This window comes from Mesorhizobium sp. M0276 (genome assembly GCF_040321755.1).
In the GTDB taxonomy this organism is placed as follows: Bacteria; Pseudomonadota; Alphaproteobacteria; order Rhizobiales; family Rhizobiaceae; genus Mesorhizobium.
This window is the reverse complement of the sequence record NZ_JAMYSC010000004.1, coordinates 24014-43137: the sequence shown is the minus strand read 5'-3', so window position 1 is coordinate 43137 and position 19124 is coordinate 24014. Positions and strand designations below refer to the sequence as shown.

The 19124-nt window shown below is 61.7% G+C and carries 21 protein-coding genes and 1 pseudogene; 13 read left to right on the top strand and 9 right to left on the bottom strand.

The window, feature by feature from the left end; genetic code table 11:
- Positions 1-138 precede the first annotated feature (138 nt).
- Positions 139-1443 (top strand): M23 family metallopeptidase, encoded by a 1305-nt coding sequence (locus NKJ01_RS04850; RefSeq protein WP_352726551.1) that lies wholly within the window; start codon positions 139-141, stop codon positions 1441-1443.
- 224 nt (positions 1444-1667) lie between these two features.
- On the opposite strand, the gene NKJ01_RS04845 is transcribed toward NKJ01_RS04850, so the two are convergent.
- On the bottom strand, positions 1668-2486 hold the full coding sequence (locus NKJ01_RS04845) for a methyltransferase domain-containing protein (RefSeq protein ID WP_352726550.1): 819 nt from the start codon (positions 2484-2486) through the stop codon (positions 1668-1670).
- Positions 2487-2722: 236 nt separating this feature from the next.
- Between NKJ01_RS04845 and NKJ01_RS04840 the strand changes: the two genes are divergently transcribed.
- From NKJ01_RS04840 to NKJ01_RS04810, 7 genes are all read left to right on the top strand, one after another.
- Positions 2723-3889, top strand: coding sequence for an ROK family transcriptional regulator (locus NKJ01_RS04840; RefSeq protein WP_352726548.1), 1167 nt, complete (start codon positions 2723-2725; stop codon positions 3887-3889).
- Positions 3886-4650, top strand: coding sequence for an ATP-binding cassette domain-containing protein (locus tag NKJ01_RS04835; protein ID WP_352726547.1), 765 nt, complete (start codon positions 3886-3888; stop codon positions 4648-4650). Before NKJ01_RS04840 ends, NKJ01_RS04835 begins: the two co-directional genes overlap by 4 nt.
- Before the next feature lie 40 nt (positions 4651-4690).
- Positions 4691-5731 carry a sugar ABC transporter substrate-binding protein gene (locus tag NKJ01_RS04830; RefSeq protein ID WP_352726546.1) on the top strand — a complete coding sequence of 347 codons (1041 nt, stop codon included), beginning with the start codon at positions 4691-4693 and terminating at the stop codon, positions 5729-5731.
- Between the two features lie 148 nt (positions 5732-5879).
- Positions 5880-6875 carry an ABC transporter permease gene (locus tag NKJ01_RS04825; RefSeq protein WP_352726544.1) on the top strand — a complete coding sequence of 332 codons (996 nt, stop codon included), beginning with the start codon at positions 5880-5882 and terminating at the stop codon, positions 6873-6875.
- Between the two features lie 13 nt (positions 6876-6888).
- Positions 6889-7659, top strand: a complete 771-nt coding sequence (locus NKJ01_RS04820; protein ID WP_352602738.1) for an SDR family oxidoreductase — start codon at positions 6889-6891, stop codon at positions 7657-7659.
- Between the two features lie 233 nt (positions 7660-7892).
- Entirely contained in the window at positions 7893-8072 is a 180-nt protein-coding gene (locus tag NKJ01_RS04815) for a hypothetical protein (RefSeq protein ID WP_084025452.1), read from the top strand.
- A 10-nt stretch (positions 8073-8082) separates the two neighbouring features.
- Positions 8083-8301, top strand: a complete 219-nt coding sequence (locus NKJ01_RS04810) for a hypothetical protein (protein ID WP_352726542.1) — start codon at positions 8083-8085, stop codon at positions 8299-8301.
- 70 nt (positions 8302-8371) lie between these two features.
- Here NKJ01_RS04810 and NKJ01_RS04805 read toward each other — a convergent pair whose 3' ends face one another.
- On the bottom strand, positions 8372-8812 hold the full coding sequence (locus NKJ01_RS04805; RefSeq protein ID WP_352726541.1) for a hypothetical protein: 441 nt from the start codon (positions 8810-8812) through the stop codon (positions 8372-8374).
- 224 nt (positions 8813-9036) lie between these two features.
- On the opposite strand from NKJ01_RS04805, the gene NKJ01_RS04800 reads away from it, so the two are divergent.
- The 3 genes from NKJ01_RS04800 to ligD all read left to right on the top strand — a co-directional run bounded on the left by NKJ01_RS04800 (position 9037) and on the right by ligD (position 12970).
- Positions 9037-9237, top strand: a complete 201-nt coding sequence (locus tag NKJ01_RS04800; protein WP_352602743.1) for a hypothetical protein — start codon at positions 9037-9039, stop codon at positions 9235-9237.
- A gap of 316 nt (positions 9238-9553) precedes the next feature.
- Positions 9554-10423, top strand: coding sequence for a non-homologous end joining protein Ku (ku, locus tag NKJ01_RS04795; protein WP_023759815.1), 870 nt, complete (start codon positions 9554-9556; stop codon positions 10421-10423).
- 3 nt (positions 10424-10426) lie between these two features.
- Positions 10427-12970 (top strand): DNA ligase D, encoded by a 2544-nt coding sequence (gene ligD, locus NKJ01_RS04790; RefSeq protein ID WP_352726540.1) that lies wholly within the window; start codon positions 10427-10429, stop codon positions 12968-12970.
- A gap of 81 nt (positions 12971-13051) precedes the next feature.
- Here the strand turns inward: ligD and NKJ01_RS04785 are convergent, their stop codons facing one another.
- Genes NKJ01_RS04785 through ku (NKJ01_RS04775) form a run of 3 tightly spaced genes read right to left on the bottom strand, consistent with a single transcriptional unit; the run spans position 13052 to position 16149 of the window.
- Positions 13052-14050, bottom strand: a complete 999-nt coding sequence (locus tag NKJ01_RS04785) for an ATP-dependent DNA ligase (RefSeq protein ID WP_352726538.1) — start codon at positions 14048-14050, stop codon at positions 13052-13054.
- Positions 14047-15297: a cytochrome P450 gene (locus NKJ01_RS04780; protein WP_352726537.1), complete on the bottom strand. Its 1251-nt coding sequence runs from the start codon at positions 15295-15297 to the stop codon at positions 14047-14049. The genes NKJ01_RS04785 and NKJ01_RS04780 overlap by 4 nt, the downstream gene beginning before the upstream one ends.
- A gap of 51 nt (positions 15298-15348) precedes the next feature.
- Positions 15349-16149: a non-homologous end joining protein Ku gene (gene ku / locus NKJ01_RS04775; protein WP_352726536.1), complete on the bottom strand. Its 801-nt coding sequence runs from the start codon at positions 16147-16149 to the stop codon at positions 15349-15351.
- 76 nt (positions 16150-16225) lie between these two features.
- Here ku (NKJ01_RS04775) and NKJ01_RS04770 point away from each other — a divergent pair, with 76 nt between their 5' ends.
- Both NKJ01_RS04770 and NKJ01_RS04765 read left to right on the top strand, forming a co-directional pair.
- Positions 16226-16558: a type 1 periplasmic-binding domain-containing protein gene (locus tag NKJ01_RS04770; protein ID WP_352726535.1), complete on the top strand. Its 333-nt coding sequence runs from the start codon at positions 16226-16228 to the stop codon at positions 16556-16558.
- A 73-nt stretch (positions 16559-16631) separates the two neighbouring features.
- Positions 16632-17072 carry a DUF2267 domain-containing protein gene (locus tag NKJ01_RS04765; protein ID WP_023759820.1) on the top strand — a complete coding sequence of 147 codons (441 nt, stop codon included), beginning with the start codon at positions 16632-16634 and terminating at the stop codon, positions 17070-17072.
- 143 nt (positions 17073-17215) lie between these two features.
- Here the strand turns inward: NKJ01_RS04765 and NKJ01_RS04760 are convergent, their stop codons facing one another.
- The 4 genes and pseudogenes from NKJ01_RS04760 to NKJ01_RS04745 form a co-directional block, all read right to left on the bottom strand.
- On the bottom strand, positions 17216-17365 hold the full coding sequence (locus NKJ01_RS04760) for a hypothetical protein (RefSeq protein ID WP_245266653.1): 150 nt from the start codon (positions 17363-17365) through the stop codon (positions 17216-17218).
- A gap of 340 nt (positions 17366-17705) precedes the next feature.
- Complete coding sequence (locus tag NKJ01_RS04755; protein WP_352485736.1) at positions 17706-17984, bottom strand: hypothetical protein; 279 nt, start codon at positions 17982-17984, stop codon at positions 17706-17708.
- An 84-nt stretch (positions 17985-18068) separates the two neighbouring features.
- Positions 18069-18434: a PRC-barrel domain-containing protein gene (locus tag NKJ01_RS04750; RefSeq protein WP_352602757.1), complete on the bottom strand. Its 366-nt coding sequence runs from the start codon at positions 18432-18434 to the stop codon at positions 18069-18071.
- Positions 18435-18710: 276 nt separating this feature from the next.
- Positions 18711-19009 (bottom strand): annotated as a pseudogene (locus NKJ01_RS04745) (DUF1236 domain-containing protein).
- Positions 19010-19124 lie beyond the last annotated feature (115 nt).

Sequence of the window (19124 nt, the reverse complement as noted above, 5' to 3'; positions counted from 1 at the left end):
GGCACGGGCGTTCGTGCCTCCCCCAACCTTATCCTCGCCTGACGGACACCCGCCGCAAGCTTGTGCACAACAAGCCTTTGTTAACCTTAATAATGTGTAGTCAAGCTGTCGTGGTGTCGTAACCGAAAGCTTGGTCCCGTGAACGCAACCGGTCAGTCAGCAGTCTTCGGCAGGCGCAAGGAGCCCCATACGGTCATCATCGCCCGGGGCAACGAGATCAGGCACTTCACGATCCGTCCCTGGCTCGCGGCCTTTGTCGGCTCGGCACTGGCCGCCATTGCCATCGGCTACCTCATGGCCACCTCTTATCTCGTGCTGCGTGACGATTTGATCGGCGCCACCACGGCGCGGCAGGCACGCATGCAGCAAGCCTATGAAGATCGCATTTCGGCGCTTCGCGCCCAGGTCGACCGCATCACCAGCCGCCAGTTGCTCGACCAGCAGCTGATGGAAACCAAGGTCAGCGAGCTGCTGGAACGGCAGAGCCAATTGACCCAGCGCCACGGTCGGCTTGGCCCGCTGCTCGAACGTGCTGAGAACGAAGTCGGCGCGGCGCCAGCCGAAGATCCGGCAGCGGTGGACAAGCCGGACAAACGCGCCGAAGTGACCGGCAGTATCAAGGAGCCAGCGCAGAACTATGCGGTCGCCAGCCTTAGCGCCGACCTCGGCGCCGGCGACACCAGGCCGTTTTCGCTATGGTCGACCCGCTCCGATCCGCTGCCCAACGATTCAGCCGCCGATCGTGCCGACAAATTGTTCGTGTCGATCAACCAGTCGCTGAAATCCATCGAGAATGACCAACTGACCCGCATCAGCACGCTTGCCGACAACGCCTACAAGAGCGCCGACGCGATCACGCAGGCGCTTCAAGCAGCGGGACTGCCGGTCGACAGCGATTTCGGCAAGGGCGATAGCGATGTCGGCGGACCGCTGATCCCGCTCGACTCCTCGATGAAGTTCGACAGCAAGGTCAAGGAATTGGACGAAGCGCTAGACGCGCTCGACAATCTCAAGAAAGAAGCGCGCCAGCTGCCGCTCACCAACCCGGCGCCGGGTCATTCCGTCACCAGCCCGTTCGGGGTGCGCACCGACCCCCTTCTCGGCACCGCGGCACTCCATTCCGGCATGGATTTCAGGGCCCCGATCGGCATGGCAGCCAAGGTCACGGCTCCCGGTATCGTCACCAAGGCAGGCTGGAACGGCGGCTATGGCCGCATGGTGGAAGTCGACCACGGCAATGGCTTTGCGACGCGTTACGGACATCTCAGCGAAATCGACGTGACCGTGGGCGAGAAACTGGATGCCGGCGCCGTCATCGGCAAGACCGGCAGCAGCGGCCGCTCAACCGGCCCGCATCTGCATTATGAAGTCCGCCATAATGGCGAAGCGATCGATCCCTTGCGCTTCCTCACCGTCGGCAGGAAGGTCGCACAGTACCTCTGACGCGCGCAGGCCGGGAGCAGAATCCCGGCTCTCAGGCAATCGAGCCGTTCGGGCAACCTCCATCTCGCCAGACCTCATTCCTTCATTCGGACTCTTGTCGCCGTTCGAGCTTTCCCCTTGCGGGGCGAACGCAGATTGTCGAAGCCCAGTTGTCGGCATCCAACGCGTTCCACCTCAGCCTCAAATGGCACCAGCGTCGACATGCCCGGCGCCGTCTTTGCCGCTTAGCTCTTTTGCAGGAGCGTGGACCGTTCCGGCCGATGCATGCCGGCAAGCAGCCATTTGATGCGCCCCGTGATGGTGCGCCGCTTTAGCTTTGTCACCTTTGAAAAGTACTCTTCAGGGTGAACACGATCAAGGAACGCAGGGGCGACCGGGACGAGACCATGATTTCTTGCGGTCTCGTCGTCAGCCAAAAAGATCAGGTTTTGCCGGTAATAAACGGGGATTGACGTGTCAGTCCAAATCACCGGCCGGATTATGTCGTAGGCTTTGAAGCCATATGTTTCGAAGGCATTTGCCCAATGGCTTTGCCATTGTTCGTTGATGTGGTGCATGCCGCCCTGAAACGGAATAGCGGCAGAAAACAGCACTGCCGGCGCGCTGCGGCACAGCCACTCGACAGCTCTGAGAGACGCCGGGCCAGAGATATGCTCCAGCACTTCTGCCGAAATCGCCAGATCGAATCGGCCAAGGTCGGGCAAATCTTCTTCAAAATTCGCTTCGGTGAATTCGTGTGGGGCGATGAGCCTCTGCTCTGCGGGCACCCAAGGTCCGTCGATACCTCTTATTTTCTGCACGCCCAGGTGTTTTGACGCGGCGAGCCACGATCCCGTAGCTGTTCCAAAGTCGACAATGGATTTCGGCCGCAGTAGGCTAATCAAAGGGCGCAGGACCGTTTCAGCAATACCAACCTCCCGGCTGCGAGATTCAAAGAATGCCGGCCCGTACTCCTTGCTTAAGTCTTTGCCCACAAAACTTCCCCCTCCAAAAAAACTGGCCCTGTACCAGAATTCGAGTGCGCGAGCGACAGTAAAGATCAAGCCCCTCAGAGTTTCGCACTGCCTTCCTCGCTTGTGGGTCGACTGGTTCACTCACCCTTGGCGCGGTTCGAAATGGTGGCAATCGGCCTACGACGACGCGTGAGCAGGTCCTGAACCGGGTGTGCGGTCCACGGCCTTCTCTGGATTTGGATTCGCCCCATCAATTTATTTTTGAATTCCATTTGACTGAATAAATAACAGGTGCGAAGCTAATCTCTCCTAAGGGCACGCAAGTCATGGCACTACGGGGGACCAATCAGGAGTTCGGGCGGCCGTACAACCGGCGCATCGTGCTTGAGTCCATCCGCCTGCATGGGCCGATCGCCCGCGGCGAGATCGCCCGGCGCGTCGGGCTCACCGTCCAGACCGTATCGACCATCGTTCGAGAGCTGGAAGAACAGGGCTATATCCTGTCGCTGCGCGAAGAGCCGAAAGGGCGCGGCCTGCCTCCGGCGACCCTGCGCATCAATCCCGAGGGCGGATATGCCGTCGGTGTTCACATTACCCCGCTTGGCATCAGTGCAGCCTTGATCAATCTGAGCGGCGACGTCATCGAGAGCACCTATCGCGAGGCGCCGAACGCGACGCCGGACCATGCCTTCGATTTGATCGGAGCGATGGTGATCGAACTGACCGGCCTGCGGGCTGGAGGACGCGTGCTGGGCGTGGGATTGGCCCTGCCCGGGCCGTTCGATGTCGAATCCATGAGTTTCGTCGGTCCGACCACCATGACCGGTTGGAAGGGTGTGGCACTGGGTGAGCGACTGGCGACTTCCACCGGGCTGCCGGCCTTCTTTGAAACCGACATGGCGGCTGCAGCCATGGGCGAGCGCCTCTATGGCCTCGGCGCCCAGTTTTCCGAATACTACTATCTCTATTTCGGCGTCGGCCTTGGCGGGGTCATGGTTCATGACGGCTCCGCATTGCGCGGCGCCTGGGGAAATGCCGGCGAGATCGGGCACATTCCCGTCGTTCCCGGTGGCGAGGCTTGCCCGTGCGGCAACCGAGGCTGTCTCGAACGCTACCTGTCACTCGAAGCGCGGGGGCGTTGGACCGGCGGCGAGGCCGAATGGGTGGCCGAAGTCGCACCGATCTTTCACAATGCCGTCGCCACCATCGAGAACCTGTTCGACCCTGAAACGGTCATCCTCGGCGGGCTGGCATCCACCGATCTGCTCGAACGGCTGGCTGGTTCGACTGTCGGCCTGCACAACTCCGTTTCGGCACGGCAGGACCGCACGACAGCTCGAATCCTCGTCGCGCGCGGCGGCCAACATTCGGTGTTGCGCGGCGCAGCCGCCCTTGCGGTTTCCGGCGTGCTGTCGCCTCGCTTCGGCCAGATGTTCGCTGCCGAACGCGAGCGCGAGCGCGACCTTCTCAAAGGCAGGGAGATTGCGGCATGAACGAACCCTTGCTGGTGCTCGACAACGTCACCAAGAATTATGGCGCCATCGAAGCGCTCAAGGGGATCAGCTTCTCGATCGGCAAGGGCGAAGTCGTGGCGCTGCTGGGCGACAACGGCGCCGGCAAATCGACACTGGTCAAGATCATCGCTGGCGGGCTGGAGCCGACCTCGGGCCGCATGCTGTTCGAAGGCAAGGAGTTCCTTGCCCGAACACCCGCCGAGGCCAAGGCGGCGGGCATCGAGACCGTCTATCAGGACCTGTCGCTGTGCACCAACGTCGACGTGGTCGCCAATTTCTTCATGGGCCGCGAGATCACCAGGAAGGTTTTTGGCATTCCCGTGCTCGATGAGCGCGCCATGGAAGCCGTCGTCGGAAAGGCGCTGGCCAGTGCCGGCACCCGTATTCCGTCGCTGCGCACCAATGTCGAGCACCTTTCGGGGGGTCAGCGGCAAGCCATCGAACTCAACCGCTTCGTGCACTGGGGCGGCAAGCTGGTGCTGCTCGACGAACCGTTCGCAGCCCTTGGTGTCGAGCAGACGCGGCGCGGTCTCGACATGATCCGCCAGGTGGCCAACCAGGGCATCGGCGTCGTCATCATCACTCACATTATGCAACAGGCCTTCCAGGTCGCCGATCGGATCGTTGTGATCCGGCAAGGCGTCGTGGCGGGCGACGTCGCACGCAATAAAACAAGTCCCGACGCGGTGATCAACATGATCACCGGGGAGACGCTTGCCGGTGCCGGACCGGCGGGCTGAGGGACAAAAAGAGGGGTCCGGCTTAAGAGGAGCGAACGACATGAAGCGAATACTTCTTGCTGTCTTCGGTATCCTGGCATTGGCCTTTGCCACGCTCACGCCGGCATTCGCGCAGTCCAAGGGTATCGTCTACTATCTGGTGCCGACACTGCTGGATGAGTTCCAGACCGGCTCGGTGAGCGCTCTGGAGCTGTTCCTGAAGCAGACCGGCTATGAGATGAAGACGCTGAACGCCGACAACAAGACCGACGCTCAGCAATCGCAGATGAACGACGTCATCGCGCTGAAGCCGGCGGCCATCATTCTGGCGGCCGTCGATTTCAATGCGCTGAAACCGTCCGTCGAGGCCGCCCGCGCGGCCGGCATCCCTGTGGTCGAGTTCGACCGCCAGATCACCGCGACCCCCTCCGACTTCACCTCCGTCGCCGGAACGGTCGAGATCGGCTACGTCGCCGCCGACCAGGCCGAGAAACTCCTGAAAGCCAAGAACGGCTCGGTGAAGGGCAAGGTGCTGCAGGTGCTCGGCGACCCGGGCGACCCCTACACGCTCGATATCCAGAAGGGGTTCGAGGAAAAAATGAAGGCGTTCCCGGACGTCAAGATTATCTCGTTGCCGGCCATGCAGTGGGAAGCCAGCAACGCCGGCACAATCGTTGCCGACCAGATGCAGGCCAACCCCGACATCGACCTGATCTTCAGCCATGCCGCGCACCTCTCGGTTGCTGCCGTCGCCTCGCTCGAGGCCGCCGGCAAGAAGCCGGGCGACGTCATGCTGATGAGCTCGAACGGCGCTCCGGTCGGACTCGACCTGATCCGCAAGGGCTGGCTCAACGTCGAAGTCGAGCAGCCGCTCTACGCGCAGGCGGCGGCCGTGGCCATGTTCATGGACAAGATCGTCAAGAAGCAAGAGATCAAGCCCGGCGAATACGACGTGCTCGGCCTGAAATCGACCGTGACCAAGGAAGCCTGGGGCCCGAATATCAAGATCCCCGGTGCGGCCATCACCAAGGAGAATGTCGACAACCCGGCCTTCTGGGGCAACCAGAAGCCGCCGACGGCCACCGTCAAGTCCGTAGAATAGTCATCCGAACGCGCTCCGGGCCGTAGCGGCCCGGAGGCTGCCCTTTCACAACGCCGCGTCCGAAGGACGCCGTGGCGAATTTGTTTCCGCGCCTGAATGCGACGAAATCGATTTGATTTCGCCGGGCATGCGCCAACCGGATCAGCCCATGAACCCGCGCACACGCAAAGCCCTGGAGTTCGTTCTCGATAACCTCGTCTGGTTCATGCTGCTGTTCGTGCTGGTGGTCTTTTCCATCTTTGTCCCGAACTATTTCCAGCTCGGCATCTTCGCCAACATCATCGAGGCTTCGAGCGTGCTCGGCGTCATGTCGATCGGCCTGGCGCTGGTCATCATCGCCGGTCACATGGATCTGTCGGTGGAATCCGTGGCCGCGCTCAGTGCCATGGCGGTCGGCATCTTGTTCTGCTCGGCTGGGATTGGTCTTGGCATCCAACTCCACCCGGAATGGCTGATGGTTCCGGTGTCGCTGCTGCTGGCGCTGGCAGTCGGCGGCATCATCGGTGCCTTCAACGGCTACCTCGTGGTCAAGGTCAAGATGAGCGCCTTCATCATCACGCTGGCGTCCTACATCTGGGTACGCGGCCTTGTGCTGGTCGTTTCGGGCGGCCGCTCGGCGCAGGACCTGGCGCCGGCCATCCGCTGGTTCGGCATCCAGCGCCTTGTCGGCCTCCCGCTCACCGCATGGATCGCGGTTGGCTGCTTCGTCGTCTTTTCGCTGATCATGGCCAAGACGCCGTTCGGCCGTCATCTCGTCATGATCGGCGGCAACGAGACGGCAACTTTTCGCGCCGGCATCCGCGTCAACCGCAATCTCGTCATCGCCTTCGTTCTCGCCGGCGCAATCGCCGGCCTCGCCGGCTGGCTGCTGGCGATCCGCACGTCAGGAGCCACCGCCAATCTCGGCGTCGGCCTGCTGTTCAATGCCTTCGCCGCCGTCGTGATCGGCGGCGTCAGCCTGAAAGGCGGTGTCGGCACCTTGCCCGGCGTCTATGCCGGGGTGCTGCTGCTCTCGGCCATCAACACGGCAATCAACCTGATGGGCCTGCCGGCCAATTTCACCCAGGTCATCCATGGCCTGCTGGTGCTGGCCGCAGTGCTGCTCGATGCTTTCAAGCAAACCATCCGCCAGAGGCTCGCATGACAGGGCTGCTCGCATGACCGACCGACTGAAGGACAAGGTGGCGCTGATCATCGGCAGCGCCCGCGGCATCGGCAAGGGCATCGCACGGCGCTTCGCCGAAGAGGGTGCACGGCTGGTCCTCGCCGACACGGAGGATGGGGCCGGACAAGCGACCGCGGACGAGCTCGCCGTCCCTTTCATCCGCACCGACATCTCGCTGATGGCCGATGCCGAGGCAGCGGTGGCGCTGGCGCTCAAACAACACGGCCGCCTCGACATCATCGTGCAGAATGCCGGCATCTATCCCTGGCAGTTGATCGAAAACACCAGTGCCGACGACTGGGACCGTGTCATGGCGGTCAATCTACGCGGCACCTTCAATGCCAGCCGCGCCGCTCTGGTGCCGATGAAGGCGCAAGGCTTCGGCCGCATGCTCTACACCTCGTCCATCACCGGCCCACACGTCACCAGCCCGGGCCACGGCCACTATTCCGCCAGCAAGGCCGGCATCAACGGCTTCATCCGCGCTGCAGCGCTCGAATTCTCCGGCTACGGCATCACGGTCAACGGCGTTGAGCCTGGCAACATCCTGACCGAGGCGATCGAGTTGCATCGCGGCGCGGCCTACATCAAGAACATGGAGGACTCCATTCCCCTCGGCCGCCTTGGCAGCCCGCGCGACGTCGCCAACGCCTTCCTGTTCCTGGCTTCCGACGACGCCAGCTACATCACCGGCACGACCATCGTTGTCGACGGCGGGCAGCTGTTGCCCGAGGGCAATGATTTCAGGCTTTTGCCGCCTTGAGCATTGCGCTCGCATTGGCGAGTGACTCAGCCTCGCGGTTCGGCAACGGCTTGACCGCTCGCGGACGGCGCGGCGAACCTCGGCAGCGACCGCCGGGTAGTTGGCTGTGTTCGGCTTCTCAGGAGCCTTAGCTTCCCGACCGAAGCGCGGAGAACGCGTGATGATCAGTGCGCGCGGCAATTCGCGGAACAATCGACCGTGCCATCGGTTCTTCTCCAGGAAGGAGTTCAGCCATGAGCAAGAAACCCCCACCCGTCCCAGCCGAAAATCGGAGTCCCAAGGGTGTCGGCGAACGCAAGTCGGTTCGGCTCGATGAGGCGAGCAAACGCCAGGCTCCCAACCCCGAGAAGCAGGGCCAGCAAGGCAATATCAACGTCAACACCACTCATCAGATCAATCAGCAAGACCGCTGAGGCGAGAAAGATGTCCACGTCCAAGAAAACGCCTGCGAGCATCCGGCAGGGTGGCCCTGGCGCTTCACACGAAAATGCCAAGGCTCCGCTCAAGATCAACAGACCGCCCGCGGATTCCGACCAGCGCAAGCGCAGCAAGATTTCTGGAGGCGGCGGCGAGCGTGACAGCCACCATACGCATGATGCAGAAATGAAAGGTGGCGGCACCAGGCCAGCGCACCAGCCATAATCCGGCTGAGCAGAAATCGAGGATGAACGACCGGGAGCCGTGAGTGGGGTCTCCGTACGGGACCGCCAGCTCACCGTGCTACCAACTCATGAAATTGCTCGCGGACGCCGGGCCTGTCCTCAGCCACCACAAGTGCAAGTCCGCGGGCGTCAAAAATCTCGAACCATTCTTCCCATTCAACCTGTTCCGGTCCACCCATGGTCGGTGGTCGATCCGCTCCTCGATCCTGGTCCTGATAGGTGTGTTGGCCGAAGACGATGACAAGCGAGGGCTCATTTTGTTCGATCGAAGGTTCGGCTGGGAGAAGCGCGGGGAAGCCAGCGCGTGCTGCGGCCCAATCCCGAATAGCCTCGTGGTCGACAAGGGTGACCATCCCTGTCGACACTGGCTCCGGCTCATTCGGCGCCTGCGACACCCGGTCTGACCATCCGCTCTTGCGCGCGGATTCCGTCTGCCTTGCGTTCAGCCCACGCTCGCAGATACGGCCATGTTCCTCGCCATCTTTTGCCATGTGTCACTCCCGATATGCTCCTAGCAACAAACTGGGCCGGTCAGGAAATGTTCCAACTACCCAGCGAGAGATCTGCTGACGGTCGCGTCGTTGGACACTGATCGGGAACACTCCTCGCCTTCGAGGGTTAGCTTGGCGACAGGCTCACATCCGCCGCATCCCATGGGGTCGCTTCGAATGCGAATTCAAGCATTATCCCAAGCCAAAAGAAGGAGTGTTCTGGAATGGGTGCCAGCGATATGAAAGCGCGACCGCTCGAGGTCAAGGCGATCACCGGAGTGATAGAGGAACTCGAAAGGCAGGCGGCCGAAAACCCGTCGAAACTCAAGGTTCGACGGGATGGCGATAAAATAATCGTCGATGGCGAGATCGACGTCGACGCGCTGGTTATGGTGGTCGTCGGCTCCATGGCCGGAGGTCCGTAACATCGCATGAGCCAACGAACCACCGGCGCCTGGTGCGCAGCCGTTGATGTTCCGCCGCTCCCAAAGGTTCGACTGCCCGATGTGAAACGACGAACAGCGCAGCGCTTCATTGCGCCGGCGGCATTCCAGGCTGGTCGCCACCCGTCGTGGTTGCGAGGGCGCGACTCCCAGGCGGTCGAGACCATTCGGCAGGCGCGCGAAGATAGGGTTTGCAGGTGGCGGCCGCGATCGCATGGCATGATTGTTTATCTCCAGGAACAAATCCCGGCGCCGCCACGTTGCACCTCATCACGTGTTGGACCAGCGAGGCAGTATCTTGGCGCCCAGGGCAAATTGGAAAGGTTTCCTGAAGGTAGGGGAGCTCAGCTGCCCGGTGGCGCTCTACACAGCCGCCTCGACCTCCGAGCGGATTGCCTTTCACACGGTAAACCGCGCGACCGGCCATAGGGTTCATCGCGAGTTCGTCGACAGCGAGACCGGTAAGCCGGTGGAGAAGGACGAGCAGGTCAAGGGTTATGAGACAGGTTCGGGCGAGTATGTCGTGGTCGAGCCCGACGAGGTCGCCGCCGCCGTCCCCGAAAGCGACAAGACACTGTCGGTCTCAGCCTTCGTCGGCTGCTCGGGCGTCGACGACGTGTATTTCGACAAACCCTATTACCTAGCCCCTTCGGACAAGCATGGCGAAGAGGCATTCACGCTCATCCGTGAAGGCATGCGTCGGAAGAAAGTCGCCGCCATCGCCCAAACGGTTCTGTTCCGGCGCGTCCGCACCTTGCTTATCCGCGTCTACGACGAGGGCCTGATCGGGACCACGCTCAATTTCGACTATGAAGTGCGCTCGGCGACCGACGCCTTCGAGGACGTACCCGACATCAAGGTCCAGGGCGAGATGCTCGATCTGGCCGAGCACATCATCAAAACCAAGCGAGGCAAGTTCGACCCGACCACATTCGACGACCGCTACGAGGCGGCGCTTGCCGAACTCGTCAAGGCGAAGCTTGAGGGCAGGAAGATCGAGCCACCCAAGCAGCCGAAGCGCGAGAAGGTCGTCGACCTCATGGACGCGCTGCGCCAAAGTGCAGGCGTTGGCGAAAAACAGCCAACGCCGCGGAAAGGCGCTGCAAAATCCAAGGAACCGCAGCGTGCGAGGGCAAAGGAAACCGCACCGCGTCGCAAAGCCGGCTGACAGATGGCGCTCGAGACCTATCGCAGGAAGCGCAATTTCTCCATCACCCCGGAACCGCAGGGCCGCAAGGCGGCGAAGACCGGCAACAGCTTCGTCATCCAGAAACATGCCGCAACGCGGCTCCATTACGACTTCCGTCTCGAAATGGATGGCGTGCTGAAGAGCTGGGCGGTCACCAAGGGACCGAGCCTCGTCCCCGGCGAAAAGCGTCTTGCCGTGCACGTCGAGGATCATCCCCTGGACTATGGCGGCTTCGAAGGGACGATCCCGAAGGGCGAATATGGCGGCGGGGCCGTCCTCCTGTGGGACAAGGGCACCTGGACCCCGATCGGCGATGCCCGCCGTGGCTACGCCAAGGGCCAAATGGATTTCGAACTGCATGGCGAGAAACTTGGCGGCCGGTGGCACCTGGTGCGCATGGCCGGAAAGCCGCGGGAAGAACGTGAGAACTGGCTGCTGATCAAGGGCGACGACGACGCCGCGCGCGATAAGAGCGAGGCCGACATCCTGGACGAGCGTCCGGAATCGGTCCTGACCGGCCGCGAGATCGAAGATATCGCCGGCGAGGAGCCCGGCTGGTCATCGAGAACCGGCCGCATCCGAAAGACCCGTGGCCGGCACACAAAGGCCGCCCCGCTCCAAGAGCAGACCGCCCCTGTCGACGTGACGGACCCGTCCAGCATCAAGGGCGCCAGGAAGGCGGCGCTTCCGGATTTCGTCGAGCCGACGCTGGCGACGCTAGTTTCGACGGCGCCATCAGGTCAACGCTGGCTGCACGAGATCAAATTCGACGGTTACCGGCTGCAGGCCAGGATCGAAGCCGGCCGGGTGAAGCTGCTGACGCGCAGCGGCCTCGACTGGACGAAGAAGTTCGGCAAGGCGGTCGTTACGGCGCTGGCCGAGCTCGCCGTCGGCACGGCGCTGATCGACGGCGAACTCGTGGTTGAGACATCGGTCGGCGCATCCGACTTCGGCGCCCTGCAAGCCGATCTCAGCACCGGGCGCAACGATCGCTTTCGCTTCTACGTCTTCGACCTGCTGTATCTCGATGGATACGACCTGCGCGATGTCGCCTTGGCCGAACGCAAGAAGCTGTTGGGAAAGATCACAGCCGCCGGCCCAGAGCTCATCCGTTACAGCCAGCATTTCGAGGAGAACGGCGCGCTGGTGCTGCGGCATGCCTGCCGGCTGAGCCTCGAAGGCGTCGTCTCCAAGCTTCGCGATGCGCCCTATCGCTCCGGCCGCGGCAGGAATTGGGTCAAGTCCAAATGCTCCGCGCGGCAGGAGTTCGTCGTGGCCGGCTATGTGCCGTCGACCACCTCGCGCAATGCCATCGGCTCGCTCGTGCTCGGCGTCCATGACCAAGGCAAGCTTCACCATGTCGGGCGCGTCGGCACTGGTTACACGGCCGCGGTCGCGCAGGACCTGTTCAAGACGCTCGAGCGCATGCGCGTTGCCTCGAGCCCGTTCGACGAGCGGCTCAGTGCGGAAGAGGCGCGGCAGGTCCGTTATGTCAGACCCGAACTCGTCGCCGAGATCGAGTTTCGCGCCTGGACCGCCGACGGCAATCTTCGCCATGCCTCATTTCGCGGATTGCGTGAAGACAAGCCCGCCAAAGAGATCGTCCGCGAGGCGACGAAGATGAACAAGGAGACCGAACAGCCGCAGCGGCGGACCGTCAAGCTCACCCATCCCGATCGCCTCTACTGGCCGGACCAGGGCGTTACCAAGGAGGGCCTCGCCGACTACTATGCCGAAGTCTGGCGCTATGCGTCGCCCTATATGGTCGGGCGTGCGTTGGCACTGCTGCGCTGCCCCAACGGCATTTCAGGCGAGCAGTTCTTCCAGAAGCATGCCTGGAAGGGTCTCGATCCCAACATCGTGCTGGTCCAGGACCCCAGGGATCCGCCGGATGAGAAGCTGATCAGCATCAACGATCTCGACGGCTTGATGGGTCTCGTCCAGTCGGCGGCGCTGGAGATTCACCCCTGGGGGTCGATGGTGAGCGACTGGGAGCGTCCCGATACGATCATCATGGATCTCGACCCCGGCGAGGGCGTGAGCTGGGAGGCGATGACCGAAGCGGCTGTCGAGACACGCGAGCGGCTGCGGGAAGCAGGGCTTGTCCCATTCCTCAAGACCTCCGGCGGCAAGGGCCTGCATGTGGTAGCGCCGTTGAAGCCGCAAGCCGAATGGCCCGCCGTGAAAGCCTTCACCAAGGCAGTCGCGGACGCCATGGCCTCCGACAGCCCCAGCCGCTACGTCGCGACCATCACAAAGTCCAAGCGGCGCGGGAAAATCCTCGTCGACTATCTGCGCAACCAGCGCGGTGCCACCGCGGTCGCTCCTTACTCGACAAGGGCACGGCCGGGAGCGGCGGTCTCGATGCCGTTGTCATGGGACGAACTCGGTCCCGGCGTCGGGCCGGCCTATTTCACAGTAGACAACACCCCAACCCGGCTTGCCTCCCTGTCTTCTGATCCATGGCAAGATTTTCGCACAGCCGCGGTGCCAATCGAAGAGCGCCAGCGCAAGAAAGCGGCGTGAGGAGCATCAACGCAGAGCAGGCGCCTTTGCCTCGACGCAATTCCGGGTGGAAAACGTTTCCACTCTTTTCCTGGAATTGCCCTAGGTGATTTGCTCGAACGTGCACTGCTCTGGCGCCTTTTCCGGTCGCCAGCGCAGGAATTTGGTGCCGTGCCGGAAACGATCGCCGGTCACATGATCGAATCGAACCTCCACCACCAGTTCCGGCCGAACCGGCTCCCATTCGCTGCTGCGCTCGGTGCTCCAGCGGCTCGGCCCACCCGGTGCCTTTCCGGTGAAGCCCGGCGGTTCGCGCATCGCTTCGAGCTTGCGGGTGAGCTCGGCCCTGTGGTCATTTGCGATTGTCGAGGTGAACCCGACATGATCGAGCTTGCCGGCTTCATCATAGAGGCCCAGCAGCAAGGAGCCGACCTGCGAACTGTCGTTGAGATAGCGAAAACCGCCAACCACGCAATCGGCCGACCGCAGCCGCTTCACCTTCACCATCGACCGCATGCCTGGCCGGTATGGCTCGTCGAGCCGCTTGGCGACGACGCCGTCCGTCGATCCATGTCCTGCATCGCTCAGCCAGGAATGTGCCTCGCTTACGTCACGTGTAGCATGCGAGAGTAGAATGTTCTTGCGATCGGCCGAAGCGACAAAGTCCTCGAGCGCCGCCCTGCGTTCCTTCAGCGTCCGGTTCGTTATGAGTTCTCCATGCTCGTCGCAAAGCATATCGAACAAGATCAGATCGGCCGGCGTCTCGACGGACAGCTTGCGTATCCGCGTCGCTGCCGGGTGAAGCCGCATCTGCAGCGCGGCGAATGACAATTTACCGGCGACCGAGACAACGATCTCGCCATCGGCGACAAATCGGGGCGACGGCAGCTCCATCAATGTCGCGACGAGCTCGGGAAAGTATCGGCCGAGCGGCTTGCCCGATTTCGCACGCAAATCTACCGCCTCGCCCTGCCGGAACGCCAGGCAACGGAAGCCGTCCCATTTGCGCTCATATTGCCAACCCTCTCCTTCGGGAATTTCGTCTACCGCCTTTGCTTCCATGGGAGGCGTGTCGAGTGGCAAGGCGAAGTCGCCGCTCATTGCCCTGCCCCGGTGTCGCTGCGGCGGATGTCGCGCAATTGCAGGCCCTTTTTCGGCAGTGCCGGTATGCGAGACAGGTCCAGCGGCGACACTTTGTCGGTGATTTCGTACGTCATCGATCGGGTTAACACACGGATCGCCTCCTTCATCAACGCGACTGTCACCGCCTCGCCCGGACAACGGTGCGTAACCGACGCGTCGCCGCCGCCATGCGGCACGAAATCGAAGCCTTGCATCCGCCAGCCAATGTAGCGGTCGAGCGAAAAGGTGTCCGGCGCGGGAAACCGCCGCGAGTCATGATTGGTACCGTGGAGATCAAGCAGCACCCAGGCGCCCTTGTCGATCCTGTAGCCATGCCACACGAACGTCTCCCGGGCGACGCCGCCGATGAACGGAAAGAACGGATAAAGCCGTCTCACCTCTTCGGCAAACGCTTCAAGGCTGGCCTCATCCCCGGCTGCGAAGCGATCCGCCCATTGTTGCTGCTCGTTCAGCGCCATGGCGGTAAAGACGATGTAGCGGCCGATCGCGACCACCGGGCGCAGGATATTGATGATTTCGACCGCTGCGTCCGATATTTCGAGCAGATTTCCTGTCTCATCACGATGCTCGGATATGATCCGGATCGGTGCGTTTTCGCCGAGCGTGAGTTCTCCTGAGCGGATACGCCGTACCACGGAGCCGACAAATCGCTCCGTTCGCCGGCGCCGCCAAAGTGCAAGCCACGTGCTCGGTCCGAAACCGCCGGCATTCTCGACCACGCCGCTCAGTTCGCGACAGAGGCCTTCGGCGCTGATTTCGCATCGCGCGACGGATCTCGTCAGGATGAGGTTCACCTCTTCGAACAGGCTGATCTCGCCGCGCCGCTGCCAGTGCCTCAGCGCCTCAAGCCACTCCTCGCGGAAAATCCTGCGCAGGCGCTCCACCGGATCCGCCGCAAGGAGCAAGGAAAGAAACATTGCCTTGCGCTGGCGATGGGCGCCATCGTCGAGAGCCTGGACACTGCCCTTGTCCTGCAGCAGTCGCAGCGTCGTTTGCGGCATCGCACCGTTTCGGGTGAAGCGGTCGCCGCCATAGAACATTTCGGCGGCGCTTGCGCCGCGGACGCAGATCGCCCTTTTCAACAGCAGGCGCGTGACAAAGATGTCGGTGTTGAGCCGGCCGCATCGGCGGCCGATAAACTCGTAGCCTTCGCGAAGCAGTGCCAGTGTATTGTCCAAAGCGGGTTCATGGGGGATGGCCTTCATGATCTTGCCTCGTTTGCGCCGCCGCCACCCTGCCCTTCCTCCTCCAAGGGCCTATTTTTTTCCCGCCTCCGAACGGATGCTTTTGCGCAGCGTATCCATGATGTCGATCACGTTGCTGGGCGGCTGCCCAGCCTCGGCCTTGGCTTTGGCCGGGCGCTTCTTGCCCTTCTTCTTCGAGGCGATGATCTCGAGCAGTCGCGCTTGGACGGGATCTGCCGACATGGCAGGATCCCATTGCTTGGTGCGCTCGTCGATCAGGGCCTCGACCATGTCCATCAGCTTCTTGTCAGGTTTTCTCTCGCTGATCTGGCCGAAGTAGCCCTTGGGATCGCGCACCTCATCGCCGTAGCGAAGCGTCCACAGCACAATGCCCTTGTCGCGCGGCTCCAGCATCACGGCACGCTCGCGCCGATACATCACCAACCGCGATATCCCAACGGTTCCGGTCGATTTCATCGCATCGCGAATGACCGAGAATGCCTCCTCCCCGACCGGATCGTCCGGCGTCAGGTAGTGAGGCTTGTCGTACCAGATCCAGCCGATGCTGTCGGCCTCGACGAACATATCGATATCGATCGTCCGCGTGCTCTCCAGTGCGACCGCGTCGAGCTCCTCATCCTCGAGAAGCACAAATTCGTCCTCGCCGCGTTGGTAGCCCTTCACCTCATCGTCCTCAGCCACCGGCTTACCGCTGACGGCATCGACATACTGGCTGATGACGCGGTTCCCGCTCTTGCGATTGAGCGTGTGAAAGCGGACCTTTTCACTCTCTGTGGTAGCGGGCGTCATCGCGACCGGGCAGGTGACCAGCGAGAGCTTCAGATAGCCTTTCCAGAAGGGACGTGGCGCCATTGGGAAACCTTGAGATGCAAAACAGTCGAACGCGCCAGACAGATCGATTGTTCCCGGTCTCACGCGACTGAAGGCCGTGAACAACATCGTCACCATCGCCGCGGCCGATATCTATGCCGCCCACGACCTCGCGATGATCACGCCCATCGCTTCCGACACGGCGCTGACCGAGCGCGCTTTGACGAACGTCTTTTGCTTCACCAACCGGGACGATCAGACCGGAGCAGCCATTGCCCGATATCTCTACGATGTAATGGGCAAGCGCCGCGCTGTTCTGATCGAGACGGAAACGATGTACGGCCACAGCATGGCGTGCGCATTCTCGCGGGCATTCCTGTCTTCCGACCTCTGGCCCCGTCTTTTCCGGTGCTTGCCACAGGCACCAATTTGCTCGCCGCCGAGACAATAATTGTCCTCGGATGACGAAACAATTGTCTCCGAGCATCGTTTCGATCCAGTCATGAGTTTGCAAGGAGGCGATGATGAGCGCAACCGGCTTGGATGTCTTCGACAAGACGCTGCAGACCACCAACATCTGGCTCGACGAGATCATGGCCGATCTGGGTCCCGACCGGCGCATTGCCTGGCACATATTGGGCGCTGTCCTGCGGACGCTAAGGGACAGGCTGCAACTCGGGCTCGCCGCCAAACTGGGCGCTGAGCTGCCGCTGCTGGTACGCGGCGCCTACTACGACCAGTACCGGCCTGCGGCTGAGGCCGAAAAGACAGGCTCGCTGGAAGAATTCTCGCAGCGTATCAGTGAGGAATTGAAGACCATTCGCCCTGTCGACCCCGAGGATGCGGCGCGTTCGGTCTTTCGGGTGCTGGCGCGGCATGTCGACCTTGGCCAGTCGGCAAAGGTGCGGGATGCACTGCCGAAGGAAATCCAGGCGCTCTGGCCCGACAGCGTCGGCGTCCGATAGCGCTAAACCAGCCTATCATTTTCAGTTGGTGCTCAGGAGACGTTCAGTGCCTCCCGAACCAGTGGAAGCAGGTTCCGCACCCCGGAAAGCCACCAATCCTCTTTTTCGCAAGTTACCAGCGCGCTGCGGACGCCGATGGGCCGTCAGTCCCGCAAACGGTTGGCAGACTGGTCCTGGCGCTGCTCGGTTGCGACCTGTTTGGAATCCAGGCCACGTTCTCGGGTATGCTGGGCCTTGTCGCGATTAGACAGGATCTGGTTTTCCTTGAGCTTGTCCTTCGGCGTCATGGTCATGGCGCCCGTGCCGGAACCCTTTCCACGTGAACCCGCTCCGATTTGTTTCTTGCTTCCGCGTGACATTGGCTGCTGCCTCCATCGTATCCAGTAATCTCCCACGAACCGCGCTATTCGTCGGCACGATTCTCGTTGTGGACTCTCTCCTAGTCCTTGCTGCGGAGGATGCGGATTTCAGGATCAACAAGATGAGGCATGTCGGTCCTGACATCCGATCCCCTGCGCAATGACCAGCCGCTCTCACAGAGCATTTGAGAGCGTCGCTATCCAGCTCAGCGACTGGAAGCTGTCGTTCCACGCTGCTTCGCGCGTCTTCCTGCAACCGTCGACTGAGGGAATTCTACGGCTCGTCGATGTCCAGCTTCGAGGGGTTCTGCGAAATGAGACGCTCTTCCTCGTCATCCGGCAGCGCTTCGTCGCTGTTCTGGTACGCGTTATCGTCCTCTTCGTCGGGCAATTCACCACTCTTCTCGGTGGCGTTGCGACTGTCGCCGTCTGGCGGCACACCATCCGGAAGAACCTCGCTGCCTCGGATCGCGTCCCAATCCTGCTTTTCGAGTGCTGGTCCTTCGGATGTGACGACAGGTTTCTTACCTGGTGTCATCGGGCCTGGTGTCATCGGGCTCTCCTAGGCTTCGGCATTCACCTTCGGAGCGCGCATTCGCGCCCACATCAGCATACGCCGCAAGGGCTGGCATAACGATCAGTGCCAGTAGGGTTCGACCCTCCAATATCGATACGAAGCTTCGCGGGCCGGCCTTCCATCATCGACGGTGAGTTCATCGATCGAGTAGGCGGGCGCGGCCTTGAGCTGATCTGTGCTGAAAGAGACAACGTATCCGCCGCGGTCCGGATCATAATCCAAGAGGGACCATGGCACCGCGTGGTATCTTTCACCGATGCCCAGAAAACCGCCAAAGGAAATCACTGCGAACATGATGCCATTCGCGGTCTTTTCGAGCATCACGTCGTCGATCGTACCAATTTCCTTGCCCGCCGTGTTGTAAACAGTTGTGCCAATCACGCGCGAGGCGCGGATGGCGTCGGTATGGCCACTCGGAGTTGGCATTTCTTGAGCTCCTCTCTGTCCAAGTCAGATACCCACCAAACGGGCGGTCGGCGCTGATGTTCCCAAAAAACTGCCGGTGCTCTGTGGTCCGGACTCGACGGAGTGGCCGTCGCACAGCACGTCGTTACACGGCTGCGATAACGCCTGCCGATAACGGAATTCCTGGTCCTCGGTTCGAACAGTAGCGAAAGGCGACGAGGGTACCCTCACCGCCTCTGCTACGGAAAAAGGCGCGTCGGAATTCCGTGCAGCGCCCCCGTCCGAATTGATCGCCGATCACTGAATCACCTTGACCACCTTGCGGGTGCTCGGATCTACCAGCAGCGTCTGATTGTCGACGACGACATAGCGGTATTGGACGTTGGGTATCTCGTGCAGTTCGACGGTATCGGGCAAGGCGGAACCGATGTTGAGCTCGACGCCGGGCAGGTTAACTGAAGCCAGAGGCTGCTTCCTCACATACTCCTTGATGACCGTCTCCTGCTCGGGTTGAATCACACATCCTGAGCAGCCGCCGCGCCAACGCCCGCCAGCAGCAGGAAGCCCGCCGCAACACTGGTAAGATGCAATCTCATGATGGTCTCCTTTGAAAGCTGGATGGTCTCCTGTGAAAGCCGGCCACCTCTCGGCTGCGTCACATCGTTGCCGCCCGCAGCCCGGGCTGCCTGGTTGTAAACGCCATCGGATGCA